The sequence below is a fragment of the Flavobacterium sp. GSB-24 genome (assembly GCF_027924665.1).
Taxonomy (GTDB): Bacteria; Bacteroidota; Bacteroidia; order Flavobacteriales; family Flavobacteriaceae; genus Flavobacterium.
The window spans coordinates 240,586-263,772 of sequence record NZ_AP027043.1; the positions used below are offsets into that span (position 1 = coordinate 240,586).

Here is a 23,187-nt window from a genome sequence, read left to right on the forward strand (position 1 = left end):
TCTTTGCTAGAATGGGACTTTTGGGCTTATTGGCTTATAATTTTATCAATCTTATCATGAATATTTTTCTTTATCCAAATATTCATTTCTGCTTTATTCTTAGAATCACTTGCGTGCATAGGAGATTCTTCATTAATTAAAACCTTATCATGATCTAGATCAATCAAAGAATGATAAAGCCCTCCTCTTTGCATTATTAGATAATGATTTTTTATAAAAATCTTAACTCCATCTACATTTTTTGGACCTTCATCATAATTGAAACACACAAAATTAAAATTAGCATTTTCACCTCTTTTATTTCTAGCATTTTCCACTACCTGCTTGTCAATTTTTTCTAAATTTTTCCATTTTCCTCTTTGCCATTTTAGAATACACCATTCCGTATCATCGAAACCAGCCATAGAAAAATATAAAACATATGTTTCATTTTTATAATTTACATCTTGCTGATACAAATAATCTTTAAAATATGACTTTAAAAGATTCACTTTAATATCTAAATATAAATTTTGCCCAGCTTCGTTTAATTTGTTTTCTCCATTCTTTTTATATTTTTTACTAAGTTTTAAATTCTGGTCTAAAAGCCCTTTTTCTTGACTTTTTTTAATTTCAGCTTTTTCAAAAAGAGAAAAGTAATAATCAACACTTCGATATCTTAAATTCTGAGAATTTGTAACAAATGAAACAATAAACAATATTGAAAAAATAGAAACCCTCCTCATTTACTTATTCTTTTCATTCAAAAACTCATAATACAAAGCTTTAGATAAAAAGTTTGCATTTTGATAATTTGAAATCAATTCTTCTCTTACTGCTTCTGCATATTTTCCATCTAAATTATTTTTTCTAAGATATTCGCGTCGCGCATCGTCATTAAAATTTAATCCGCTTAAAAAAACGGGCTCTACTCCTTTGTTTACAGAAATATTATAGTTTGTAATGAGACTTCCCCAATTTACATAACTGCATAACAGAATTGTTCCATAGAAATACCAAATCATTTGATTGAAAAGGTAAGCATTCGTTTTCTGATTGCGAATTTTTTGAAGTGAAACAACTAATCCAATAATTGCCAAAATTAGAAAAGCATAAACTCCCAGTCTCTTATAAGTTAGGCCATAGAAAGAAACGTATTCTGAGTTTTTGATAATGGCACTTATAATTAAAATCACATTTAAGGTAATCCAAAATTTTGCTAATTTTTTCAGAGAAGAGGCTTTCTCATCAAAGTTAAAACCACCCTTAAAGTAAAACAAAATTACGCCAACAGCCATAAGAATTGAAAAGATCACTGCATTTACACGCTCATGTATATCTGAACTTAAATTTGTCTTTTCCACCACTTCAAAAAATTGCTCATAATTGTAAGTTCCAATAAAAACCAAAAGCATGATATTCAATAAAACCAATGTGATTTCACCGCTTTTTCTCTCAAAATCAAGATCTAGAAACGAAAATGTGCTTTGATTTTTTACTTCAGAAATATTGGTAAAATCATTATTTAATTTTGGATTGTACTCGTAACAAACATCGGGCACCCAATAATTCCAAAAACTGAACGAGATATAAAATCCCAAAATGCACATTGCAATTAATTGTGGTAAATTAATGTCTAATTCATAATCTGTAAATAATGAAGAGAAATGATCACTTCCAAAAGAATAAACAATAAAAAACAATCCTAAGAAGATCACTGGAATAAGAACAAAGGCAACTAGTTTTTTAGCAAAATCATTATGGATTTTTCTTTCTGGAAGCCATTGCTTAAAGATAAAAATTCGGCCAATAGAAGTAAATCCGTTTAAGACTATTAGAGGGAAAACCTGAATCATTTTAAGTTCTCCATCTTGGGTTTTGAATTGTAAAAAGAGGATTGATAAAGCTAAAGCAAAAAATGACGCTACATCCCCGTACCATGCAAAGGCGAAACAAGACAAGATAGACGTCATTACAAGAACTAAATGTGATCTGTCGACAAACTTTTCCTGAAAGAAATAACTAATCAAGAGCGTAAGAACTACACCGAAAATAGAAATATTGATTCCAACAGATTCGTTGTAAAAAAGCAGTATAAAAACTGCTGTACAAGCTAAGATAATTTGATGTTTTTTCATGATTGATAAATTTAAAAGTACTTTGTAATTCAAAGTTTTTAGATAAAAAAATAGAGTTATTATGATTTCATTAATTTTTCAAGGTAAGATAAATGCTCTTTAAAGGCAGCGCGCCCTAAATCTGTCACTTGATAGGATGTTTTGGGCTTTTTGCCAACAAATTCTTTTTTTACTTCTATATAACCCGCTTTTTCAAGAGCAGAGGAATGACTCGCTAAATTACCATCAGTGATATTTAAAAGTGTCTTCATCTCGGTAAAATCTACCCAGTCGTTAACCATCAAAACGGACATAATACCCAGTCTGACACGGCTTTCAAAATCTTTATTTAGTTTATCAATAATTCCCATTGGGTTATTTGTATTTTTTGAACATCACTAATCCGTATACAATATGCAGGATTCCGAATCCTAAAATCCAGAAAATCAAACCATATCCTATATAAAAAAGTGAAATACATCCTAAAATCAGTTCCGAAAAACCTAGATATTTAATATCTGAAAATGTATATTTTTCTGCGTTTATAACGGCTAATCCGTAAAATATTAATGTCGATGGTGCCACTAAACCAAAGTAACCGTGGTACATCATTGCCAAGCAAAACACTCCCCCAGCTAAAAGCGGAACAGCTAGATTGAACAACATCTTTTTTGTTGCTGAAGTCCAGATTGGCAAATTGTATTTTCGGCTTTTTCGAATGGTGAAAAAGATTCCAAATGCAAATGCAAATACTAAAATTGTAATTCCGATCCAGAACAACTCTGAAACAAGATTAGCTGAATATAATCTATGTTCATCATTTAGATAATCCATTCCATTTGATTTGAACAACTGGTAAACATAGATTCCGCCAATTAAAGCCGAGAGACCAGCGAAAACTCCTGAAAGTCCGCTTAATGATATAAATCTTGAAGAGCGCTCCATCATGGAACGAATATGTGCTAAATCTTCTTGGTGCTTTTGATTCATAATTAAAGTACTTTGCGATACAAAGTTATTATTTATTTTGAATTGACAAATGAAAAAATGATTTTTTTTATTTCAACAAGACTTAACAGGGTTTAAAACTTGTTAGGTCTATTATTCGCAAAGCTGCGTGAGGGATAGGAGCAAGCTACCAAAGTAGCGCGGATAGCCCGACCGGGTTTGCAGAAAGGCGCACATACGCACAAAGATTGGTGCGCCTTTTTGCAAACGTGGTCACGCCCAAATTATAAAAACGAAAAAGCCCATTCTTAACGAACAGACTTTTACTATTTTGAATTTTAAATTAAAACCATCTTCTTCTTTTGAATAAAAACACTCCGAAAGAAGATAAAATAATGGAAACTAAAAGCAGAATCCAGATTCCGTATTTGCTTTCTTCTAATCCGTTTGGCACGTTCATTCCGTACAAACTGGCGATTAGGGTTGGAATCATTAATATGATCGAAATGGAGGTCATCTGCTTCATGATATTGTTCATGTTATTTGAAATAACCGAAGCATAAGCGTCCATCATTCCAGTTAGGATGTTGTTGTAAATATTGGCCGTATCCTGCGCCTGATTTAATTCGATTTCGACATCTTCTAGTAATTCAGGATCGTAATTGGCTTTGTGGGCTTTTAGATTTTTAATTCTTTGAAATAAAACGTCATTTGCTTTTAAAGAGGTTATAAAGAATACAAAACATTTTTCGATTTGAAGCAGGGCCTGTAATTCTTCGTTTTTAATAGATTTCTCTAAATTATCTTCTGCCAATTTTATTTTTTGATTGATTTGTTTCAGATATTTTAAGTACCAAACGCTTGATGATAAAAGTAATCTTAGCACCAAATTGAAATTATCTTCGATTTCGATGTTTTTACGTTGCGAATAAGCAACGAAATCTTTTATTATTTCTGTTTTATAAAAGCTGATTGTGACACAGATATCGTCTTTAAAAATTATTCCGAGAGGCACTGTATGAAAAGGTATTTTGATATCACCACTTTTAATGGGGATTCGCATGATTATCAATGTCCAGCCATCTTCGACTTCTATACGAGGTCTTTCGTCGATATCTTCAATATCATTATAAAATGCTTCGGGAATTTGAAGTTCTTCTAGTAAGTAGTTTTTTTCTGTTTCTGTTGGAGATTCGATATGAATCCAGCAATTAGAAGTCCATTTTGGGATTTCGATCAATCCGTTGTTGTTTGTGTAAAAGGCTTTCATTTCAAAATACAGGATTTTATCGCAACATTTTGAAATTTTCAAAAGCTGCTTAATTTAATACTAACGAATAATAATAATCGTCCATTTGGAGAAGTGTTTTTTAAGTGGTGCAAAAGTATCCTTTATTTTTAAGAACCGAAACTTTAAAGTATTAATAATATATTAAAATGGTGCTTTTAAGTGGTTTTTAAACACATAGAATCATAGATATGCTAGTTTTGAAAAGGCATTTCATTTGTATCAATTCACATAACTATGGTGTTAGAAAGCTTATCACAAAAAAAGCCTGTTCAATTGAACAGGCTCTTTATTATTTTGAAACAAAATTACTTATTTTTTGCGCTTCTCATTTTTCTTGCTAATAGTGTATTTTTAAGTAACATAGCAATTGTCATTGGTCCTACTCCACCTGGAACTGGCGTAATAAACGACGCTTTTTTGCTTACGCCGTCAAAATCAACATCGCCTTTGATAACGTATCCTTTTGCGTTTGAAGCATCTTCTACGCGTGTAATTCCAACATCAATAACTGTTACTCCTTCTTTTACCATATCGGCTTTTAAAAATTCTGGAACACCTAAAGCTGTAATAATGATATCGGCGTTTTTAGTGAATTCGGCTAAGTCTTTTGTACGGCTGTGAGTTAACGTAACTGTAGAATCACCTGGATTTCCTTTGCGGCTCATTAAAATACTCATAGGACGTCCTACGATATGACTTCTTCCAATTACAACGGTATGTTTTCCTGCAGTTTCTACTTTGTAACGCTCTAGCAATTCCATAATGCCGAATGGTGTTGCTGGAATAAAACTTTCCATTTCAAGTGCCATTCTTCCAAAATTCGTTGGGTGAAATCCGTCAACGTCTTTATCTGGATCGATTGCTAATAAGATTTTTTGCTCATCAATATGTTTTGGCAACGGTAGCTGAACGATATATCCGTCTAGATTATCATCTTCGTTTAACTCTTTTATTTTTTCCAGCAGTTCTTCTTCGGTAATGGTTTCTGGCAGACTTACTAAAGTTGAATCAAATCCGATTTCCTGACATGATTTTACTTTACTTCCTACGTAAGTTAAACTTGCGCCATTATTTCCAACTAAAACTGCCGCTAAATGAGGCACTTTTCCTCCAGCTGCTTTTATAGATTGAACTTCGGCTGCAATTTCGTTTTTAATGTCGTTAGATGTTTTTTTACCGTCTAGTAGCTGCATTGTTTTCTAAAAGTTAAATGTTCTAAGTTAAAAGTGAGAAGTTAATCTCTTATATTAATTCAATTATAAAATTTAAGGTCTAAAATTCCAGCGTATAACTTGAAACTTTAAACCTTAAACTTTTATTTTATCTCGGCATACCACCAGGCATTCCTTTCATGCCTCCCATCATTTTCATCAGATTTTTTCCGCCTGGCCCCTGCATCATCTTCATCATCTTGCTCATTTGGTCAAACTGCTTCATTAACTGATTTACTTGCTCGACTTTAGTCCCCGAACCTTTTGCGATTCTGGCTTTTCTTTTTACGTCGATTAAAGCTGGTCTGCTTCTTTCGGCTGGCGTCATCGAGTAGATAATTGCTTCAATATGTTTGAAAGCATCATCTTCGATCTCAACATCTTTCATGGCTTTTGAAGCACCTGGTATCATTCCTACCAAGTCTTTCATGTTACCCATTTTTTTAACTTGCTGGATCTGCGTTAAGAAGTCGTCAAAACCGAATTCGTTTTTAGCGATTTTCTTTTGAAGTTTTCTAGCTTCTTCTTCATCAAATTGTTCCTGAGCTCTTTCTACAAGAGACACAACATCTCCCATACCAAGGATACGCTCAGCCATACGATCTGGGTAGAAAATGTCAATTGCTTCCATTTTCTCGCCGGTACCTACGAATTTGATTGGTTTATTTACAACAGATTTAATAGAAAGTGCTGCTCCACCTCGAGTATCTCCATCTAATTTCGTTAAAATAACTCCATCAAAATTCAAGATATCGTTGAATGCTTTCGCTGTATTTACAGCATCTTGTCCTGTCATAGAATCGACAACGAACAATGTTTCTTGCGGCTGAATTGCTTTGTGAACACGTGCAATTTCATCCATCATTTCCTGATCTACTGCCAAACGTCCTGCTGTATCGACAATAACAACATTGAATCCGTTTGCTTTGGCATGCTTAATTGCGTTTTGAGCAATTTCTACAGGATTTTTATTTTCTGGTTCTGAGTAAACCTCAACACCTATTTGATCTCCAACAACATGCAACTGATTAATCGCCGCCGGACGGTAGATATCACACGCTACAAGAAGTGGTTTTTTATTTTTCTTTGTTTTTAAGAAGTTGGCTAATTTTCCTGAGAAAGTCGTTTTACCAGAACCTTGAAGTCCTGACATTAAAATAACAGTTGGAGTTCCAGATAAGTTAATACCAGCAACATCTCCACCCATTAATTCTGTCAACTCGTCTTTTACCAGTTTAACTAATAATTGTCCTGGCTGTAAGGTTGTAAGTACGTCCTGACCAATTGCTTTTTCTTTTACTTTAGCCGTAAAATCTTTAGCGATTTTAAAGTTAACATCGGCATCAAGTAAAGCACGACGAACTTCTTTTAAGGTATCGGCAACGTTTACTTCTGTAATTTTACCGTGTCCTTTTAATATATGGAACGCTTTATCTAACTTATCACTTAAATTATCAAACATATCATTTTCTTTATTTGAAGTGCAAAGATAATCTAATTAGATATTTCAGGCAATTTATTTTTAAGGTTCATAGCCACAAAGACACAAAGGCGCAAAGTTTTTCTTTTAAAGATTTAATTAAGATAAAAATCTTGCAGATACCTAAGGCGGAAAGTTATTTTCGCCACGAATTGCACTACTTTCCCGAATTATTTTTCTCTCTCGCAGATTTAGCAGATTGTAATGATTTCTATTTAACAAAAACTGCCAAAATCTGCTAAATCTGCGTGAAAAAAAACTTCGTGCTTCAGCATCTTCGTGGCAAACAAAAAAAGCGCAAAGATTAAAACCTCTGCGCCTTTGTAACTATGTCCCTTTGAACCTTTAAAATTAAAATTGAAAGTAAATAAACGGCTGTGATCCTGCTACCGCTGTTGCGTAAACAATCCAGTAAACAAATCCCAGAATTATTGCTTTTACTAACAATGGAGTTTTATCAAAAATAGATTTCATTCCGTTAGTAAAAGATTCTGGCAAGAAGTGCCATACGTAACCAAACAGCATTAATCCGAATACATTTTTATAACCTAAAATAATTGTTTTCCAAAGTTCTGGTTCAAATGTTAATTGGCCAATATTATTAATCACCTGTAAAGCTGTTTCGAAATCTCTGGCGCGGAAAAAGATCCAGCAGAAAACCACAAAATGAAAGGTGATTAGAATAGAGAAAAATCTCCACAAGAAATTTGGGCTTTTGTCTTTTTTCGAAGGAAAGAATTCCATGAAAATTTTATGAACTGCCAAAGCTAATCCGTGAAGTGCTCCCCAAACTATAAACTGCGCTCCTGCTCCATGCCACAAACCTCCCAAAAGCATTGTAGTAAACAAATTAAAATTGGTTACTAAGGTTTGTTTTATTTTGCTTGAAAGTAAAAATGATAAACAGAAAATCAAAATACTGCTTCCTGCAATTATCAGCGGAATTATACTTTCATTATAATTTGAAATTCCCCAAAGCAACAATCCAAAGAAAAATAAACTTGGGAATAAATATCCTGCGAAAGAACCTTGTCTGTTTCCTCCAATAGAAATGTATAAAAAGTCTTTTAACCAAGTCGAAAGTGAGATATGCCATCTTCTCCAGAAATCGGTAATCGAAGTTGACTTATACGGCGTTCTAAAGTTGACTGGTAATTTAAATCCAAGTAATAGCGCAATACCAATTGCCATATCTGAATATCCAGAGAAATCACAATAAATCTGAATGGCGTATCCATAAGAAGCCATTAAATTTTCAAATGATGTATAAGTCATCGGCGTATCAAAAACACGATCGACAAAGTTTACCGAAATATAATTTGATATTACTGTTTTCTTAATTAAACCTCCAATAATCAAAAACAAAGCATTGTTTACATCTTGTTTTGTTAGGTTTAATTTTTGGTAAATCTGAGGTAAAAAATCTTTTGCACGCACAATAGGTCCAGCAACTAACTGCGGGAAAAACGACACGAAGAATAAATATTCGATATAATTTTTTGTAGGCTTGATTTCTTCTCTATAAATCTCGATTATATAACTCATCGATTGAAAAGTGTAGAACGAAATTCCGACAGGAAGAAAAACATTATGAAGTGCAAAATTACCATGAAACATATCATTGTATGTCACAATTAAAAAGTTCATGTATTTGAAATAGCCTAAAAGTGCTAAATTTAAAATCACACTAATAACCAAATAAAGTTTCTTTACGCCATCTCTGCTTTCCTTGTAAATTATCTGGCTCAAACCATAATCTACAACAGATGAAAGCAATAATAGCAGAAAATAAATACCGCTTGATTTGTAATAAAAGAATAATGAGAAGAGAATAACATAAGTTAATCTCAAATAAAATGTTTTGCGTAAAAAACCATACACAAAATAGAAAACTAAAAATAGGCCTAGGAATAAACCGGTATTAAATAAAAGTTTTTCGTCTGGATTGTAAACAAACCAGCTTTTAACTTGTTCTGTTGTAATTGCACCAAAATTTTGAATGAACCAATTATTAATGCTATCTATTGTTGTCAACTTAATTCTTTAATTTAAAATTATCGTATGTTTTTAAAAACGCCTGCGTAAACAAATTCCCTTGTTTCTCATATCCTTTTTTGGAATAATGAACCCAATCCGGTCCAATTAACCCTTGCACTTTTAGCTGTTTGATGCCACTCATTCCACCAAATTCATCGTACAAATCCCAAACTGCAAAACCATCTTTTTGAGCTATCTCAATAATTTGTCTGGTGTAATCATCAATATAGGTATTAGGCTTTCTTCTTAGCAAAGATGGCGGCGGTGTCATAATTATTATCGGTGCATCTATTTTCTGCGCTTTGATATTATTTATAAACTCTCGCAATTCTTTAATGTAATTTCCTGAATCTAAATGTTCATAACTTTCATTTGTTCCTAATGAAAAAACAAGCAAATCTGGATGCAATGCTTTTAGTTGTTCAAAAAATAACGGATATTTATTATAATCTGAAAACTTGGCTCCATTTACTCCGATACCACTGTATAGAATCCCAGGGGAATCTTTTTCTAAAACAAGTCCGTTTAACTCATAATTTGAAGCTTCTTTATTCGGAATCAAAAAAATTCGGCTTAAAGCATTGTCGGAATTGTAATAATGTGAATACGAATCTGATTCTAGCGGTAAAGGAACAAACTCAGACATAGAAATTGTTTTTGCCCTTGTTTCATTAGTCGAAACTTTTAAAGTTCTCCCCGCACGAATATTATTTGACTTTAAACGATTGTCTCTTTTTATTTCAGCGACCGAAACATTATATTTATCTGCAATGGTTCCAAGTACTTCGCCTTTTTTAATTTTATGCGTTATAACTTTTCGTTCAGTGGTTTGAATTGAATTAACCTTAGAGGAAACCGCCAAATCAAACATATTCTGATTTTTTGGAGTTATAATTTTTATGGTATTAAATTTATAAGCAGGATCTTTTATATTCATTTCCATTACAAATCCGCCAGAATCTCTCCAAAGTCCAATCCCGCTTAATCCAACTGGATTATTTTTAAAGGGATAAATATTTCTGTAGCTTTCCCAAACTCGATTCGATTTGAAACGCTCATTATAAGATCCGTCTGTTTTAGCTAATTGATATGGAAATACTAAACCACGTCCTGCATTGCCAAATTTTTGTTGCAAGTTCTTTCTGATCTCATTCGTCATCAAATCACCTTGAATGTGCGAATCTCCAATATGTACAATATTGATTTTCTGATTTTTCTGATCTTCATTTTTTTCTAATTTCTGAAAAAAACTTTTTAATACTTTCGCATTATAAAATTGCCCTTCTAAAGGTGCGTCGGCCGCTGCAGTATCAATTTTCTGAATCATGCTTTTATGTATTGGATGTACATCTGTTTTTGAAGTCTTTTCATTATTCAAGAAAAAAAGACAACAAAAGAAAACAATAAGTTTATTTATCATACACTGTCTTTTGTTACGGAAACGGAATCGGCCTTAGCTTTCCTTACGGTTCTCTGCTTATTCGTATTAGAATCTCTCTTTTCTCTGAGTACTTTATATTCTTCGTATCCTTTGTTTAATTGTCCGTACAACAAATTACCAATTGCTTTTGCGCCGCGCTGGTTAAAGTGCGTGTAATCTTTATTGGCTCTTGCCGGAGTTTCATCCACCCATTTTATCATCGATCCGTCTCCGCCCATTAAAGTATATAAATTTACAAATCCAGATTCGGTTTCAAGTGCATAATGTTTTTGAGCTTTCATTAATGGAACTACTGCAGAATCGGTTTTCATTTCCAATTCATATTTAGTCGATTTATCGGCTGTGGAAACAATCAGGATGGAAACACCTGGAAAAGATTCTTTTATTTTATTTACCGTTTTAGTCATTCCTTTTTCGTACCAAGAATAATTTTTGGTTCCGTAATTCAAAACATTTGTTCCGTAATGCAGAATAATTAAATCATAATTCAGATTATTATTAAAAGCTCTCATGACATCTGCATTGAACATTGATATTGGAAGTCCCGAATTTCCTCTTTGAGAGAAATTATCAACATGAACTCCAATTCCGTTATCAAAATTAAATCCGTAAATCGGAATAGAATCTGCATGTACAAAATTCGCTTTAAAAGCTTTTAAGCTTCCAGAAGAAACCTTTAATGTATTTACTAAATTATTCGGCGAAAGATTCTTTTTAATAGTGTCTTTACCTATAATAAAATTAACTTTTCCTGTTTTAGAGGAACGACCGTAAAATAAGGTTGCATTATCTAATGAAGTAGAATATTTTTTAAGTCCTGCTTCGTATTGAACCCAAGTTGGATTTGATAGATCGTTTGCAAAAAACACATGTCCGTTAATTCCAAAAGGGCTCGTTGGTTTTTTGACATTTAAATATGATTGTGTTTTCCAGTTTTTAGAATAAGTAGATTTTACAGAACCTCTAGATGCCGCAGATTCTGAAGTGATAGGAACAAATCCAACTCCATTTCCTCCAAAACGTTCTTGATAATTGGCACGAACGTCTTGAACGATTAAATCTCCATCTGTCATAGAATCTCCATAGTAAGCAATTCTAACTTTGTTCTGCGGATTTTTCTCTAACTGATATAATTTTTCGTAAAAAGGAATCAGATATTGAAAACCTTTATAATTCTCAAAAGTTTCTGCAGGAAATTCGATTCCCTCAGTTTCATCATAAACAATTTTTTGGTTGTTTAGCTTTTTTTCGCTTTCAGCAATACTATCATCATCCAAAGAAAGAGAATCTTTGGCCACAGATTCTAAAAGCAGACTATCGATTAATATGTTTTTAGAATCTAGTTTACTTTCTGAAAATATTTTATCTGGAAGGATTTGTTTGAATCCAATAAAGGCAACCAGCGCTAACGCTACAATCGCAAAAGACTGAAAAAAATAAGATTTTGTATTCACTTTATAATTATAAAATATGAAGAACTGCTGTACAAAAATTAAACCAATTAAGTTATCGTTAATTTATTGCAGGAAAAATTTGTGCAAAGATAGAATAACATTTTGTTTCTAATTCATTTTAGTAAGAAACTAGATCAAAAAAAAGAGGCTAGATAAATCTAACCTCTTTATCAAAAAAAAATAAAAAAAACAAAGCTAATGATTAACTAAATTTAATGCGATACATTATAATTTTAGAATGAAATAATCTTTATATTTTTAGATTTCCCATTTAAAACTATTTCAAAATAGCATACTCTAAAGTAGCATGCCCTCTTTCCCCTGCATCATTTGTCATTGCAAGAAATTTTACTTTGTAGTAATTACCAGCAATATCTTTAATTACATAAAAACGATCTGTTCTGATGCTTGGTAAAGTAGTTGGTCCTCCACCACTTCTCCAGTTTGCCCCAATAATTCTTTGATCTGTAGCAGAAACAGTAAAGTTTCCTTCTACAACATCTGTCTTTGTAAAAGCTTCGTAAGTTTTATCTGCAGTCAATACTTGATAAGCTTGAGTTCCACCTTTCATGTTAGTCACAATGAAATCAGAATATCCATAAGTTACTTCCGTTCCTGCATTTAAATAATTTGTAAATGTGGTAAAGTTAAGATCCCATTTTGTTTTTTGAGGTTCAACAGAAACAGTATTTCCTGTTGTTAATGAGAAAAAAGCAAAATTAAAATCAGCTTCTTTAGCAATTGTTTTTTCAGTAAAAGTAGTAGAAGCTAAGTCAGCATACTGAATTTTGTAGCCATTACCATTTCTTAAAATTCTAACCTTTTTCCATCCTCTAGCATCTCCATCAACACTAACAGAACCTGCCGCCGGCTTTGCAGTTGAGACAGCATATCCTAAGTTTACTAAATAAACTTTGTTATCAGCATCTGTTGCAGAAATTTCAGCAATTGCCGTTCCAATTCCTGCTCCAGCTCCAGCTAAAACTCCCGTAGGATTATCTACATAACCATTTGAAGAAGCAGTTGTTCCTGCACCTACAGTCACATTCGCATCAATTTCTTGAGCTAAAGTTATATCAGAAGTCGATAATTTTTTCACAGCCATTTTTAGAGATCCGTTAATTACTACTCTAAAATCCGAACCACTTGAAAATCCGAAATCCCAACTTTGTCTGTTTATAGATTTAGATTCTCCTGTACTTAAATCTAAATACAATTGATTAGGCTGATTTGCACCTCCTACAGAAGCAGGAATAGTAGCACCTACAGAAGGAACTTCTGGAGTAGTATCGTCATCACTTGAACAAGCTCCAAGTGTCAGTAAAGCGAATGATAAAAGTAAAAATGTTTTTTTCATGGTATTAAAAGTTATTTATTAAAGATTTAGATTATAAGTCAATTTGATAAAGTATGACCGTCCGTATGCCAGCATTAATTCAGATGAACCAGCGTGGCCAGCACTTTGATTGGTATTGGTCTGTCTAACATTAGTTATATTGCAAATATTTCTTGCTCCGATTGTAGCTTCCAGTTGATTTTTGAAAAATCCTTGACGAATAGAAGCATCCAGCCAGTGACTTGGATCAATATCTGACAAAATGTAAGAAGAAGTTCCTTCTATAAATTGTTGAGTTTTTCCATTGAATTTGTAGTAGGCAGAAATTATAGTATTCCATTTTGGCAGCTGATAAGAAACACTACTATTAATATTGAAAGAATATAAAAATCTATCATCTGAAGCGAAAACTTCATTTTCAATTTTTCTTGAAACCCCAATAACAGCTGCCCCTATGTTAAAATTAAAATTATCAATTGTGAATTGATTCATGGCAGAAAAATTCCACATCTTATATTTACTTATATTAATATATTGATATTCTGGATTTCCTGTATCTGGATTAAATCGTACTAAGGCCATGTCAATTCTATCATTTACATCCAGAAAACTTCCTGCAAATGTGCCGGCATATCTCAAACCAGAATTAAAAGATCCTGATTTTTTTAAACTTGCTTCGTACGAAGTACTAGTTTCTGGAATAAGATTTTCATTTCCTGTAAAAAAGTGACCATCAAAAATTTGTTTGGTGTAAAGCTCATCAAAAGTTGGTGTTCTAAATGAAGTGCCGTAAGAACCACGAAGTTCAAGTCCGTTATCAAACAAATATCTTATTCCAAGCGAAGACGCATATTGATCTTGAAACTGAGACTGAGCAGAAAAACGCAGACCTGGACGAACAGAAAATCTTGATGTTGCCATGATTTCAGATGATACAAAAAAATCGTAGTTTTCCAGTGTTTTACGAACGGGAGAATAAATATTATTTCCTTCTTGGACTAAAGCAAAGCCTTGATTATTTACAAACTCATAACCAATCTGTAAATCTATTTTTTTATTCGTGAAAAAATTATTTACTGTTCCTGTAGAGTAAAGAACTTCCATCGATTGGTCTTTAGCTGTTACTCTATTTGCTTCACTTTTAGTATATAAATAGTACCAAAAATCTTCTACATTTCTTTCTTGCTTTTGATGAGAAAGAGAGACATTATAATTTAATCTGGTAAACATTTTTCCAGAAGCATTTAAGTTATGGAAGTACCTATTACTTAAATATCGTTTATCATTAGCATAGCGATAAGAACCTAATTGTGAGTTGTAGCCTGACTGTACTGTTGAATTATAATAATCAACGTCTTCATCTAAATATTCAAATTTGTAAAATATTTTAAAATTATTTTTCGAATAAGAGATTAGTGCATTTCCATTCAACTGATCTTTCGGAAGCCATCTGTAACCTCTAGTCTGATCATTCTCAAAATAGTCTTTTCCATTTTTATCATCTAGAAAACCTTGAAAATTATTGCGATTTGCACCAATACTTACAAACCAATTTTCATTGAAAGTATGCGCTGCTCGAATAGATTGTATATGACGTCCTTTATCAAAAAGAGCATATTCATCTTTTACTGTTTCTTCTTGAACCGACGCCGTTATATTCCATTTATATTCAGAAGATTTTTTAGTAATAATATTCAAAACACCACTTACAGCATTAGCCCCATAAATTACTCCCATCGAACCTTCAACTATTTCTATTCGTTCAACGTCGTTTAAATTAATCTGTGATAAATCTGTATTATTCCCTAAACCAGCTTCATTTACTAACGGAACATTATCTACTAGAATTTTAAAGTATTGAGCATCTAAACCAAATAAAGAAACTGTAGAACGACCACTTGTGCCACTTGGTCTAACCGTAATATTTAAATATTGATTTAAAACATCAGCCAAGTTATTTGCTGCTAAATTTTTAATATCCTTACTTGAAATCACTCGAACATTAAACACAGATTTTTTTATAGATTGTGGCTCAAATTGTCCTGTAACAACAACTTCTGATAATTTTTCCTGTGAGTTAATAGTGTCTTTTTGCTGAGCAAAAGAACAAGTACAAAAAAGAAGTCCAGCAAAAAGGGTAAAATTTATTTTCATTATTTTTATTCAGTCTTAATAATAGATGCAAATATATAACTATTTTTAATTGTTCTAAATAAAATTTATATATTTGCCAAAATTTAAAACAAAACAATAAGTTATGATTTCAAAAAGCCTTTTTTTGTCAGCCGCTATGGCTTTAACATGTGGTCTTGGTTTTAGTCAGGACAAAAAACAACAAGACATAAAATCGATTAAATCTATGTGCGGTTGTTATGAAGTGAAATTTAATTTTACAGAAACCTTCTCATATCCAAAAGATTCTCTTACTTATAAACCATCTGAAACAAAACACGAATCTGCTTTAGAATGGGTGGAATTATTAGAAGATACTCCTAACAAAATTGTTATGCAGCATTTACTAATTGTAAGTGACGATATGATTATAAAACACTGGAGGCAAGACTGGCTATACGAAAACACAGACTTGTATTCTTTTGACAAAGGAACTTCTTGGAAATACAAAAAGCTAGACAAAAAAGCGGTTAAGGGGCAATGGACTCAAAAAGTATATCAAGTAGATGACAGTCCGAGATATGAAGGATCTTCAACTTGGGTACATGTTGATGGACAAGATTACTGGGCAAACGTTGCAGATGCTCCGCTTCCTAGAAGAGAGCAGACAAAACGTAACGATTACAATGTTTTAAAAAGAAGAAATATTCACGAAATCACTGCTACAGGATGGAACCATGAGCAAGACAACGATAAATTGGTTCGTGACGATGCAGGAAAAGATGTTTTGTTAGCGCAAGAAAAAGGATTTGATGTTTACACTAAAGTTCCAGATGTGAAATGTATTGCTGCTCAAAAATGGTGGAAAGAAAACAATGCACTTTGGAAAAATGTTCGCGACAAATGGCAGACTCTTTTTGACAGAAATAAAGATTTGAACTTAGAAGCTAAAGTTGACAGAAAAGCACTTTACTCTCTATTATTTGATTTAAAACCAGATACTGCTAAAGCAGAAACAGATAAAATCATTGACAAATTTGTTAAGTAATTAGAATTAGTTGTTATTAAAAAAGCCGGAAGTCTCAAAACTTCCGGCTTTTTTTATGCTCTACAAAATTGTTTAATTTTTATCCCACCACACATTGGTTGTAACATTACTAACTACTGTATTGTCTGTAAAAATTGAAAGCAGTTGAGTGAAAGCTTCAAAAATTATCTTTTTTTCGAGCGCAAAATTAACACGAAAAATCATTAATTCATATACCTAATCTTTATTGAGATAGAAAAATGTCTTATTCTGATACTTTTGATTTTTTAGGGGTTGTTTTAAAAACAAAAAGCCGATAGTTTTAACTATCGGCTTTTTTTGAATTTTAAATTTAAAGATGAATCTTTCAAACAATATTATTTTGCTTCTGCACACTCAGAATATGAGATGGCATGCTTTGTCAAGTCTGTCCATTTTGGCTCAGGATTTGCAGCAATTACTTTCTCACAACCTCCCCATAATGGCACAAATTCTTTTTTATATTCTTTTTTCTTAAGCAAAAATGCCGGTGAATCTTTTTTGGCAACATAATAAGATTTAGCATCTCCTCCAATAAACTTTACACCGCCAACTCCTAAAGAAGCAGTCTCTTTTGCGTGCGGATCACAGTAGATTTTAAATTCTTTACTAAATCCAGGGTTTAAAAGCTGCATTAATAATTTTGAATTTTTCTTTTTGATTTTTACATCAGCAGTTTCAAAATATGCGTAACCTTCTTTTATATATTCTTGGTTCAATTTATCATCGCTCCACTTTTGATAATCTGAAATAAAGTCTAGTTTTTTAGTCAAGTTATCCAATCCGCTTGGCGGCAAATACATAAACTTAATATCTTCTGGTTTTAGTTTGTGTTTTTTTCCTGCTGCGTCTTGCAATTTAATGTATTCAATCAATCCCTTGTCTCTGTCGATATCACGAATAGTTCCGCTAATTTCAGTTCCGTCAGCCAAAGTGATGTAAGCTGTTTTGTTGTGTGAAAATCCATAAGATGGAGCAATTAAATCTTGTGCGTTCATTGCTGTAAAAACAAAAAAGAGCATCATTAATAGTAAAGGTTTTTTAATCATGTTTTTGGGTTTAAAATTTTGCCTACTCTTACGATTTTCAGCTTCCTCGATTATTTTTTTAACAGTAAAAATGGAAAAAAGCTTATATTCGTTAGCTTTATCAACTACAATTATCAATAAATTTCTTACTGTAAACATAATTATAAAAACCATATATCCAAATGATATTTTCTATTTTTTACACGAAAATTCATTCACCAAAATTCTTAACCTTTTGGTAATAATAACTTTGATTTTCTCTAAACTTTACCGCAAAAAAAAAGAGCCGATAACTGAATAGTTATCGGCTCTTTTAAATATTTATAAATAATTACATTCTCTCCGGCACTTCGATTCCTAATAAATGGAATGCAGATTTTATTACCTCAGCTACCTTTTGAGAAAGCTGAACTCTGAATATTTTTTTAGTTAAATCTACTTCTCCTAAAATATGAACAGATTGATAGAACGAATTATATTCTTTTACTAAATCGTAAGTATAATTAGCAATCAAAGCTGGACTATGATTTTGAGCCGCATTTTGAATTACTTCTGGGAAAAGTTCGATTTGTTTTACCAATTCTTTTTCTTTTTCATGAAGTTCTTCGATTTCAGTTTTAGCTGTAAAATCAAAATCTGCTTTACGAATTATTGACTGAATTCTCGCGTATGTATATTGAATAAACGGCCCTGTATTTCCAGCAAAATCAACAGACTCTTCTGGATTAAACAAAATACGTTTTTTAGGATCTACTTTTAAAATGTAATATTTCAAAGCTCCTAAACCAATTGTTTTGTACAATTTCGCTTTTTCTTCGTCAGAATAGCTGTCTAGTTTTCCTAAATCTTCAGAGATTTGTTTTGCTGTATCGGTCATATCCTGCATTAAATCATCTGCATCTACAACAGTTCCTTCACGGCTTTTCATTTTTCCAGAAGGTAAATCAACCATTCCGTATGATAAATGATATAAGCTTGAAGCCCAGTCAAAACCTAGTTTTTTCAAGATTAAGAACAATACTTTAAAATGATAATCTTGTTCATTCCCAACGGTATAAACCATTCCGCCAACATCTGGCATATCTTTTACACGCTGAATTGCAGTTCCAATATCCTGTGTCATATAAACAGCAGTTCCGTCAGAACGTAATACAATTTTACGGTCAAGACCTTCATCTGTCAAATCAATCCAAACTGAACCGTCTGGATCTTTTTCGAAAACACCTTTATCTAAACCAACTTGAACAACATCTTTTCCTAATAAGTAAGTGTTGCTTTCGTAGTAATATTTATCAAAATTAACTCCAAGATTGGTATAAGTAGTTGCAAAACCTTCATAAACCCATTCGTTCATTTTTTTCCAAAGCGCAATAACTTCTTCATCTCCAGCTTCCCATTTCTTAAGCATATCTTGCGCTTCTATAATAATCGGCGCTTGTTTTTTAGCTTCTTCTTCTGTTTTACCAGTTTCAATTAAACCGTTAATTTCAGATTTATATGCTTTGTCAAATTCTACGTAATATTTACCAACCAATTTATCTCCTTTTAAACCAGAAGATTCTGGAGTTTCTCCGTTTCCGAATTTTTCCCAAGCCAGCATTGACTTACAAATATGAATTCCCCTATCGTTGATAATTTGAGTTTTGTATACTTTTTTGCCAGATGCTTTTAAAATTTTGGCAACAGAATATCCTAACAAGTTGTTACGAACATGACCTAAGTGCAGTGGTTTATTGGTGTTTGGTGAAGAATATTCTACCATCACGGCTTTCTCTGCAGGGTTTGGAGTTACATACCCAAATTGCTTGTTATCTTTTATTCCGTTAAAGAAATTTAAATAATAACTATCTGAAATTACGATATTCAAAAAACCTGAAACTACGTTAAAGCGCGCCACTTCAGAAACATTTTCAACTAAATAATTTCCAATTTTATTTCCTAATTCGGCTGGATTACTTTTAATCACTTTTAGCAGCGGAAAAATCACCATTGTAATATCGCCTTCAAACTCTTTTCTAGTAGTTTGAAACTCAATTTTATCAATCGTAACATCAAATAATGCTTGTATTGCTTTTTGTATAGAAGGTGTAAGAATTTGTGGTAATGACATGTAAACTTATTTTAAAGTGAGCAAAGATACTGCTTATTCATCAATTAGAGAAAATCAAAAACATATAAAATTCAGGAAAAGAGTTTGAATTTGATAAAAAACCTGCATTTTCAATTGTTAAAATTATCAAAAAATCAAAAGCATAATCTCCTACAAAACAGGGCACGAGATTTTTTTTGTGTTTTTTTTCACAATTTCTTGTAACATATCCAACACAAAAGAGTCTTAATAGAGACTTCAAATTTATTTTGAAGCATCAAAAAAAAACAAAGAAAAAAACTAACAAACAAAATCATCATCAATCAAATCAAAATAATCAACAAGAAAATCATGAAATTAAAATTCTTTCTGTTCGCGTTATTGGGGGTAATCGCAACAGCACAAGCTCAGAATACAGGAAGTATTTCTGGAAAAATTACCGAAAAGTCAAACAGTGCACCAATTTCTTATGCAACTGTTTCAATTAAAGAAAATGGAAAAATTGTTTCTGGTGTGAATACAGATGACAATGGGGACTTTTCATTTAAAAACATTGCTTTGAAAAGCTATACAATCGAAATTCAATACATCGGATTTAGAAAATATATTGGATCTGTTATTTTAAGCGAAAACAAAAAAGCTGCGACTGTAAATATTTCTCTTGAAGAAGAGGCAACACAGCTTAAAGGCGTAAATATTGTTGCTGAACGTTCTACAATCGAACAAAAAATCGATAGAAAAGTGGTTAATGTTGGTAAAGATTTAACTACGGCTGGTGCTTCTGCTTCTGACATTATGAATAATATTCCTTCTGTGAATGTGGATCAGGATGGAAAACTTTCGCTTCGCGGAAATGATAATGTTCGTGTATTAATTGACGGACGTCCTTCTAATATTGACCCTGCTCAGTTATTAAAGCAAATTCCGTCAACTTCTATCAAAAAAATTGAGTTAATTACCAATCCAAGTGCAAAATACAATCCAGAGGGAATGTCTGGAATTATCAATATTATTTTGCACAAAAATGCCAATACTGGTTTTAACGGAAGTTACAGCGGCGGTATCACTTTTGGACAAACTGCAAAATACAATCAGTCTTTAGATTTGAACTACAAAACAGGAAAGGTAAATTTCTTTGGTAATGTGGGACAAAATTTTGGAACGTATTATAATGATGGATTAATTAGAAGATTTGATCAAGATATTGTTCAAAAAATTGACGTGATCAATGATAATGATTCTTATTTATACAAAATAGGAATGGATTATTTAATTGATGATCATAACACATTGTCTATTTACACTAACCAAAATAAAAATACAGGAAAAGGTTTTGTAGATACTGACATCGACTATAACAATGTAACGAATTCAGACATTTCGAATATTTTTCAAAAATCAAGATATTGGGGACCAGACCAAGTTGGAACTTACAATTTAGCATACAAACATATCTTTAAAAAAGAAGGTCATACTTTAGATTTTGAAGCAAATTACAGCGATAATAAAGAAACTCAAAACGCTTCTTTTGATACTCAAACAACTAATACTGATAATACAAGTTCAAATGTTGTGTACAATGATTTCTTGAAAGGAACTCGTAAACTAAGCACTGTAAATATTGACTATGTTAATCCGTTAAACGAAAAAACAACTCTTGAAGCTGGAGCAGAAGCAAGAATTACAAGAACTGGGAATGATTATATTACGGGGAATCCTCTACTTCCTGTAGAAGCTCAGACTTCGAATTACACTTATGATACTGATATTTATTCTGCTTATGTAACGTTTGGTCAGAAATTTAAAAAATTAAGCTATCAGGTAGGTGCTCGTTTTGAGAGTTATAAAGTTGAAACTAACTTAAATCATGGCAAGGATAAATTTGATGACGATTACATTACATTGTATCCTTCTGCATATTTAACTTATAATTTAAACGAAAAGAATACTTTACAATTCAGCTACAGCCGTCGTGTTGACCGTCCAAGTTTAGAACAGACAAAACCAATTCGAGAGTTTGCTACTCCATTAGTTACTTCATTAGGAAAGCCTGAATTAAGACCTCAGTTTACAAATTCTGTAGAAGTAAATTATACTAAAACATTCGAAAAAGGAAGTTTTACTGCTGGTGTTTTTGTGAGAAGCATTAATGACCAGATCAGCAGAATTTTATATCCAGATCCTGCAGACGCAAGTAAAGAAAAGCAAATTATGTCTTATACAAACTTTGATCATAATACGTCTTATGGATTTGAAGCTTCTTTCAATTATAAAATTACAAAATGGTGGGACATTCAACCATCGATTGATTTTTCTAGCATTAATCAAGAAGGAATTGTTTATAAATACGTAGCAGGCGGTCAAAGTGAGCCAGAGCAGAAAACGGTTACTGTTGCCGCTTTTAATGGGCGTATGAATTCAAATTTTAAAGTAAACAAACGTTTAAGCTTTTTACTATTTGGTTTTTACAGAGGTGCCGTTGATGGATTGCAAAACAACAGCCACGAAATGTATAAAATGGATATTGGATCACGTTACACTTTGTTAGACAACAAAATGAATATTAGTGTACGTTTTAATGACGTTTTCAACACCATGAAATATGCTTTTGATACTATGTCTCCTTATCCGCAGGCAGGTCAGTTTAAATGGGAAAGCCAAACTGTTTATGTAGGTTTGACATACAACTTTGGAGGTGCTAAAATCAAAAACCTTCAACGTAAACAAAGAGAAGACAATACTAATAAAGATGGAGGCGGAATGTTCTAACAGCCCTTCCAAAAAAGATTTTTTAAATAATTTTTGAATAATTTTTTGTAGAGAAAAAGTCTGGAGATGCCACTCCAGACTTTTTTTGTTTATTAAAATACTATAAAAAGTTACGAAGTTCCTTTATCTCTTCAGGGTTTGCGATCTCAGAATCATCTGTTATTGCTGATGAATGATAAAAAGTGATGTCTAGTTTTTCTTGTAATAATTTTATATTTGAAGATCTTAAGCCGCCGCCAGGCATGATTTCTATTCTATCTCCAGCAAGTTTTTGAAGTTTCTCTAAAGTCCAGATTCCTTCTGTAACATTTATGCCCTGACCAGAAGTTAAGATCGTTTTGAAACCGCAGTCGATCACATCTTCAAGTGATTTCTCTACATCTTTTACAACATCAAAAGCACGGTGAAATGTACAAGAAAGCGGATGTGCCAAATGCACTAATTCTTTATTTTGTTTTTTATTTACTTTTCCGTTTTCTTTCAAAATTCCGAAAACAAAACCATCGACTCCCAATTTTTTAAATTGTTTTATATCTTGTTTCATTTCTATAAGTTCATCATCAGAATAAACAAAATTGCCGCCTCGAGGTCTAATAATTACATGCATTTTAATATTTAAGCTCTCACGGACTTTTACCACCAATATAGAATTTGGCGTTGTTCCTCCAAGTTTCATGTTTTCACACAGTTCAATTCTGTCCGCGCCATTTTCTTGTGCAATTAGTGCAGATTCGTAATTAAAACAAGCTATTTCGAGTTGATTTTTTTTCATTGGATTTGATTATTAAAAGGACTTCAATTCAGTTGGCTCAGCAAAAATATTTTTACA

General features: G+C 32.3%; 17 protein-coding genes. 2 read left to right on the forward strand and 15 right to left on the reverse strand.

The window, feature by feature from the left end:
- Positions 1–26: 26 nt before the first annotated feature.
- The 12 genes from QMG60_RS01175 to QMG60_RS01230 form a co-directional block, all read right to left on the reverse strand.
- Positions 27–698 carry a hypothetical protein gene (locus QMG60_RS01175; RefSeq protein WP_281866629.1) on the reverse strand — a complete coding sequence of 224 codons (672 nt, stop codon included), beginning with the start codon at positions 696–698 and terminating at the stop codon, positions 27–29.
- Positions 699–725: 27 nt separating this feature from the next.
- On the reverse strand, positions 726–2,117 hold the full coding sequence (locus QMG60_RS01180) for a DUF4173 domain-containing protein (protein ID WP_281866630.1): 1,392 nt from the start codon (positions 2,115–2,117) through the stop codon (positions 726–728).
- Positions 2,118–2,176: 59 nt separating this feature from the next.
- A complete protein-coding gene (locus QMG60_RS01185; RefSeq protein ID WP_057114812.1) occupies positions 2,177–2,467 on the reverse strand; it encodes a transcriptional regulator in 291 nt (96 codons plus the stop codon).
- Positions 2,468–2,471: 4 nt separating this feature from the next.
- Positions 2,472–3,086: a hypothetical protein gene (locus QMG60_RS01190; RefSeq protein ID WP_281866631.1), complete on the reverse strand. Its 615-nt coding sequence runs from the start codon at positions 3,084–3,086 to the stop codon at positions 2,472–2,474.
- A gap of 301 nt (positions 3,087–3,387) precedes the next feature.
- The gene (locus QMG60_RS01195; RefSeq protein WP_057114814.1) at positions 3,388–4,314 is read right to left on the reverse strand and encodes a magnesium transporter CorA family protein; all 927 of its coding nucleotides are present in this window, start codon (positions 4,312–4,314) and stop codon (positions 3,388–3,390) included.
- Between the two features lie 326 nt (positions 4,315–4,640).
- Complete coding sequence (locus tag QMG60_RS01200) at positions 4,641–5,528, reverse strand: tetrahydrofolate dehydrogenase/cyclohydrolase catalytic domain-containing protein (RefSeq protein WP_134142353.1); 888 nt, start codon at positions 5,526–5,528, stop codon at positions 4,641–4,643.
- A gap of 127 nt (positions 5,529–5,655) precedes the next feature.
- A complete protein-coding gene (gene ffh / locus QMG60_RS01205) occupies positions 5,656–7,008 on the reverse strand; it encodes a signal recognition particle protein (RefSeq protein ID WP_057114816.1) in 1,353 nt (450 codons plus the stop codon).
- A 369-nt stretch (positions 7,009–7,377) separates the two neighbouring features.
- Complete coding sequence (locus QMG60_RS01210) at positions 7,378–9,060, reverse strand: MBOAT family O-acyltransferase (RefSeq protein WP_134142351.1); 1,683 nt, start codon at positions 9,058–9,060, stop codon at positions 7,378–7,380.
- A gap of 1 nt (position 9,061) precedes the next feature.
- Positions 9,062–10,483, reverse strand: coding sequence for a GDSL-type esterase/lipase family protein (locus tag QMG60_RS01215; protein ID WP_281866632.1), 1,422 nt, complete (start codon positions 10,481–10,483; stop codon positions 9,062–9,064).
- The gene (locus tag QMG60_RS01220) at positions 10,480–11,958 is read right to left on the reverse strand and encodes an SGNH/GDSL hydrolase family protein (protein ID WP_281866633.1); all 1,479 of its coding nucleotides are present in this window, start codon (positions 11,956–11,958) and stop codon (positions 10,480–10,482) included. Before QMG60_RS01220 ends, QMG60_RS01215 begins: the two co-directional genes overlap by 4 nt.
- Positions 11,959–12,235: 277 nt before the next feature.
- Positions 12,236–13,315, reverse strand: coding sequence for an HmuY family protein (locus tag QMG60_RS01225; protein WP_281866634.1), 1,080 nt, complete (start codon positions 13,313–13,315; stop codon positions 12,236–12,238).
- 18 nt (positions 13,316–13,333) lie between these two features.
- Complete coding sequence (locus tag QMG60_RS01230; RefSeq protein ID WP_281866635.1) at positions 13,334–15,448, reverse strand: TonB-dependent receptor; 2,115 nt, start codon at positions 15,446–15,448, stop codon at positions 13,334–13,336.
- A 103-nt stretch (positions 15,449–15,551) separates the two neighbouring features.
- Between QMG60_RS01230 and QMG60_RS01235 the strand changes: the two genes are divergently transcribed.
- Positions 15,552–16,454, forward strand: coding sequence for a DUF6607 family protein (locus QMG60_RS01235; RefSeq protein ID WP_281866636.1), 903 nt, complete (start codon positions 15,552–15,554; stop codon positions 16,452–16,454).
- A 356-nt stretch (positions 16,455–16,810) separates the two neighbouring features.
- On the opposite strand, the gene QMG60_RS01240 is transcribed toward QMG60_RS01235, so the two are convergent.
- Positions 16,811–17,521, reverse strand: coding sequence for a hypothetical protein (locus tag QMG60_RS01240; protein WP_281866637.1), 711 nt, complete (start codon positions 17,519–17,521; stop codon positions 16,811–16,813).
- Between the two features lie 310 nt (positions 17,522–17,831).
- Positions 17,832–19,610 carry an arginine--tRNA ligase gene (argS, locus tag QMG60_RS01245; protein ID WP_281866638.1) on the reverse strand — a complete coding sequence of 593 codons (1,779 nt, stop codon included), beginning with the start codon at positions 19,608–19,610 and terminating at the stop codon, positions 17,832–17,834.
- 330 nt (positions 19,611–19,940) lie between these two features.
- Between argS and QMG60_RS01250 the strand changes: the two genes are divergently transcribed.
- Entirely contained in the window at positions 19,941–22,358 is a 2,418-nt protein-coding gene (locus tag QMG60_RS01250) for a TonB-dependent receptor (RefSeq protein WP_281866639.1), read from the forward strand.
- A 100-nt stretch (positions 22,359–22,458) separates the two neighbouring features.
- Here the strand turns inward: QMG60_RS01250 and QMG60_RS01255 are convergent, their stop codons facing one another.
- Positions 22,459–23,130 carry a copper homeostasis protein CutC gene (locus QMG60_RS01255; RefSeq protein ID WP_281866640.1) on the reverse strand — a complete coding sequence of 224 codons (672 nt, stop codon included), beginning with the start codon at positions 23,128–23,130 and terminating at the stop codon, positions 22,459–22,461.
- Between the last annotated feature and the right edge of the window lie 57 nt (positions 23,131–23,187).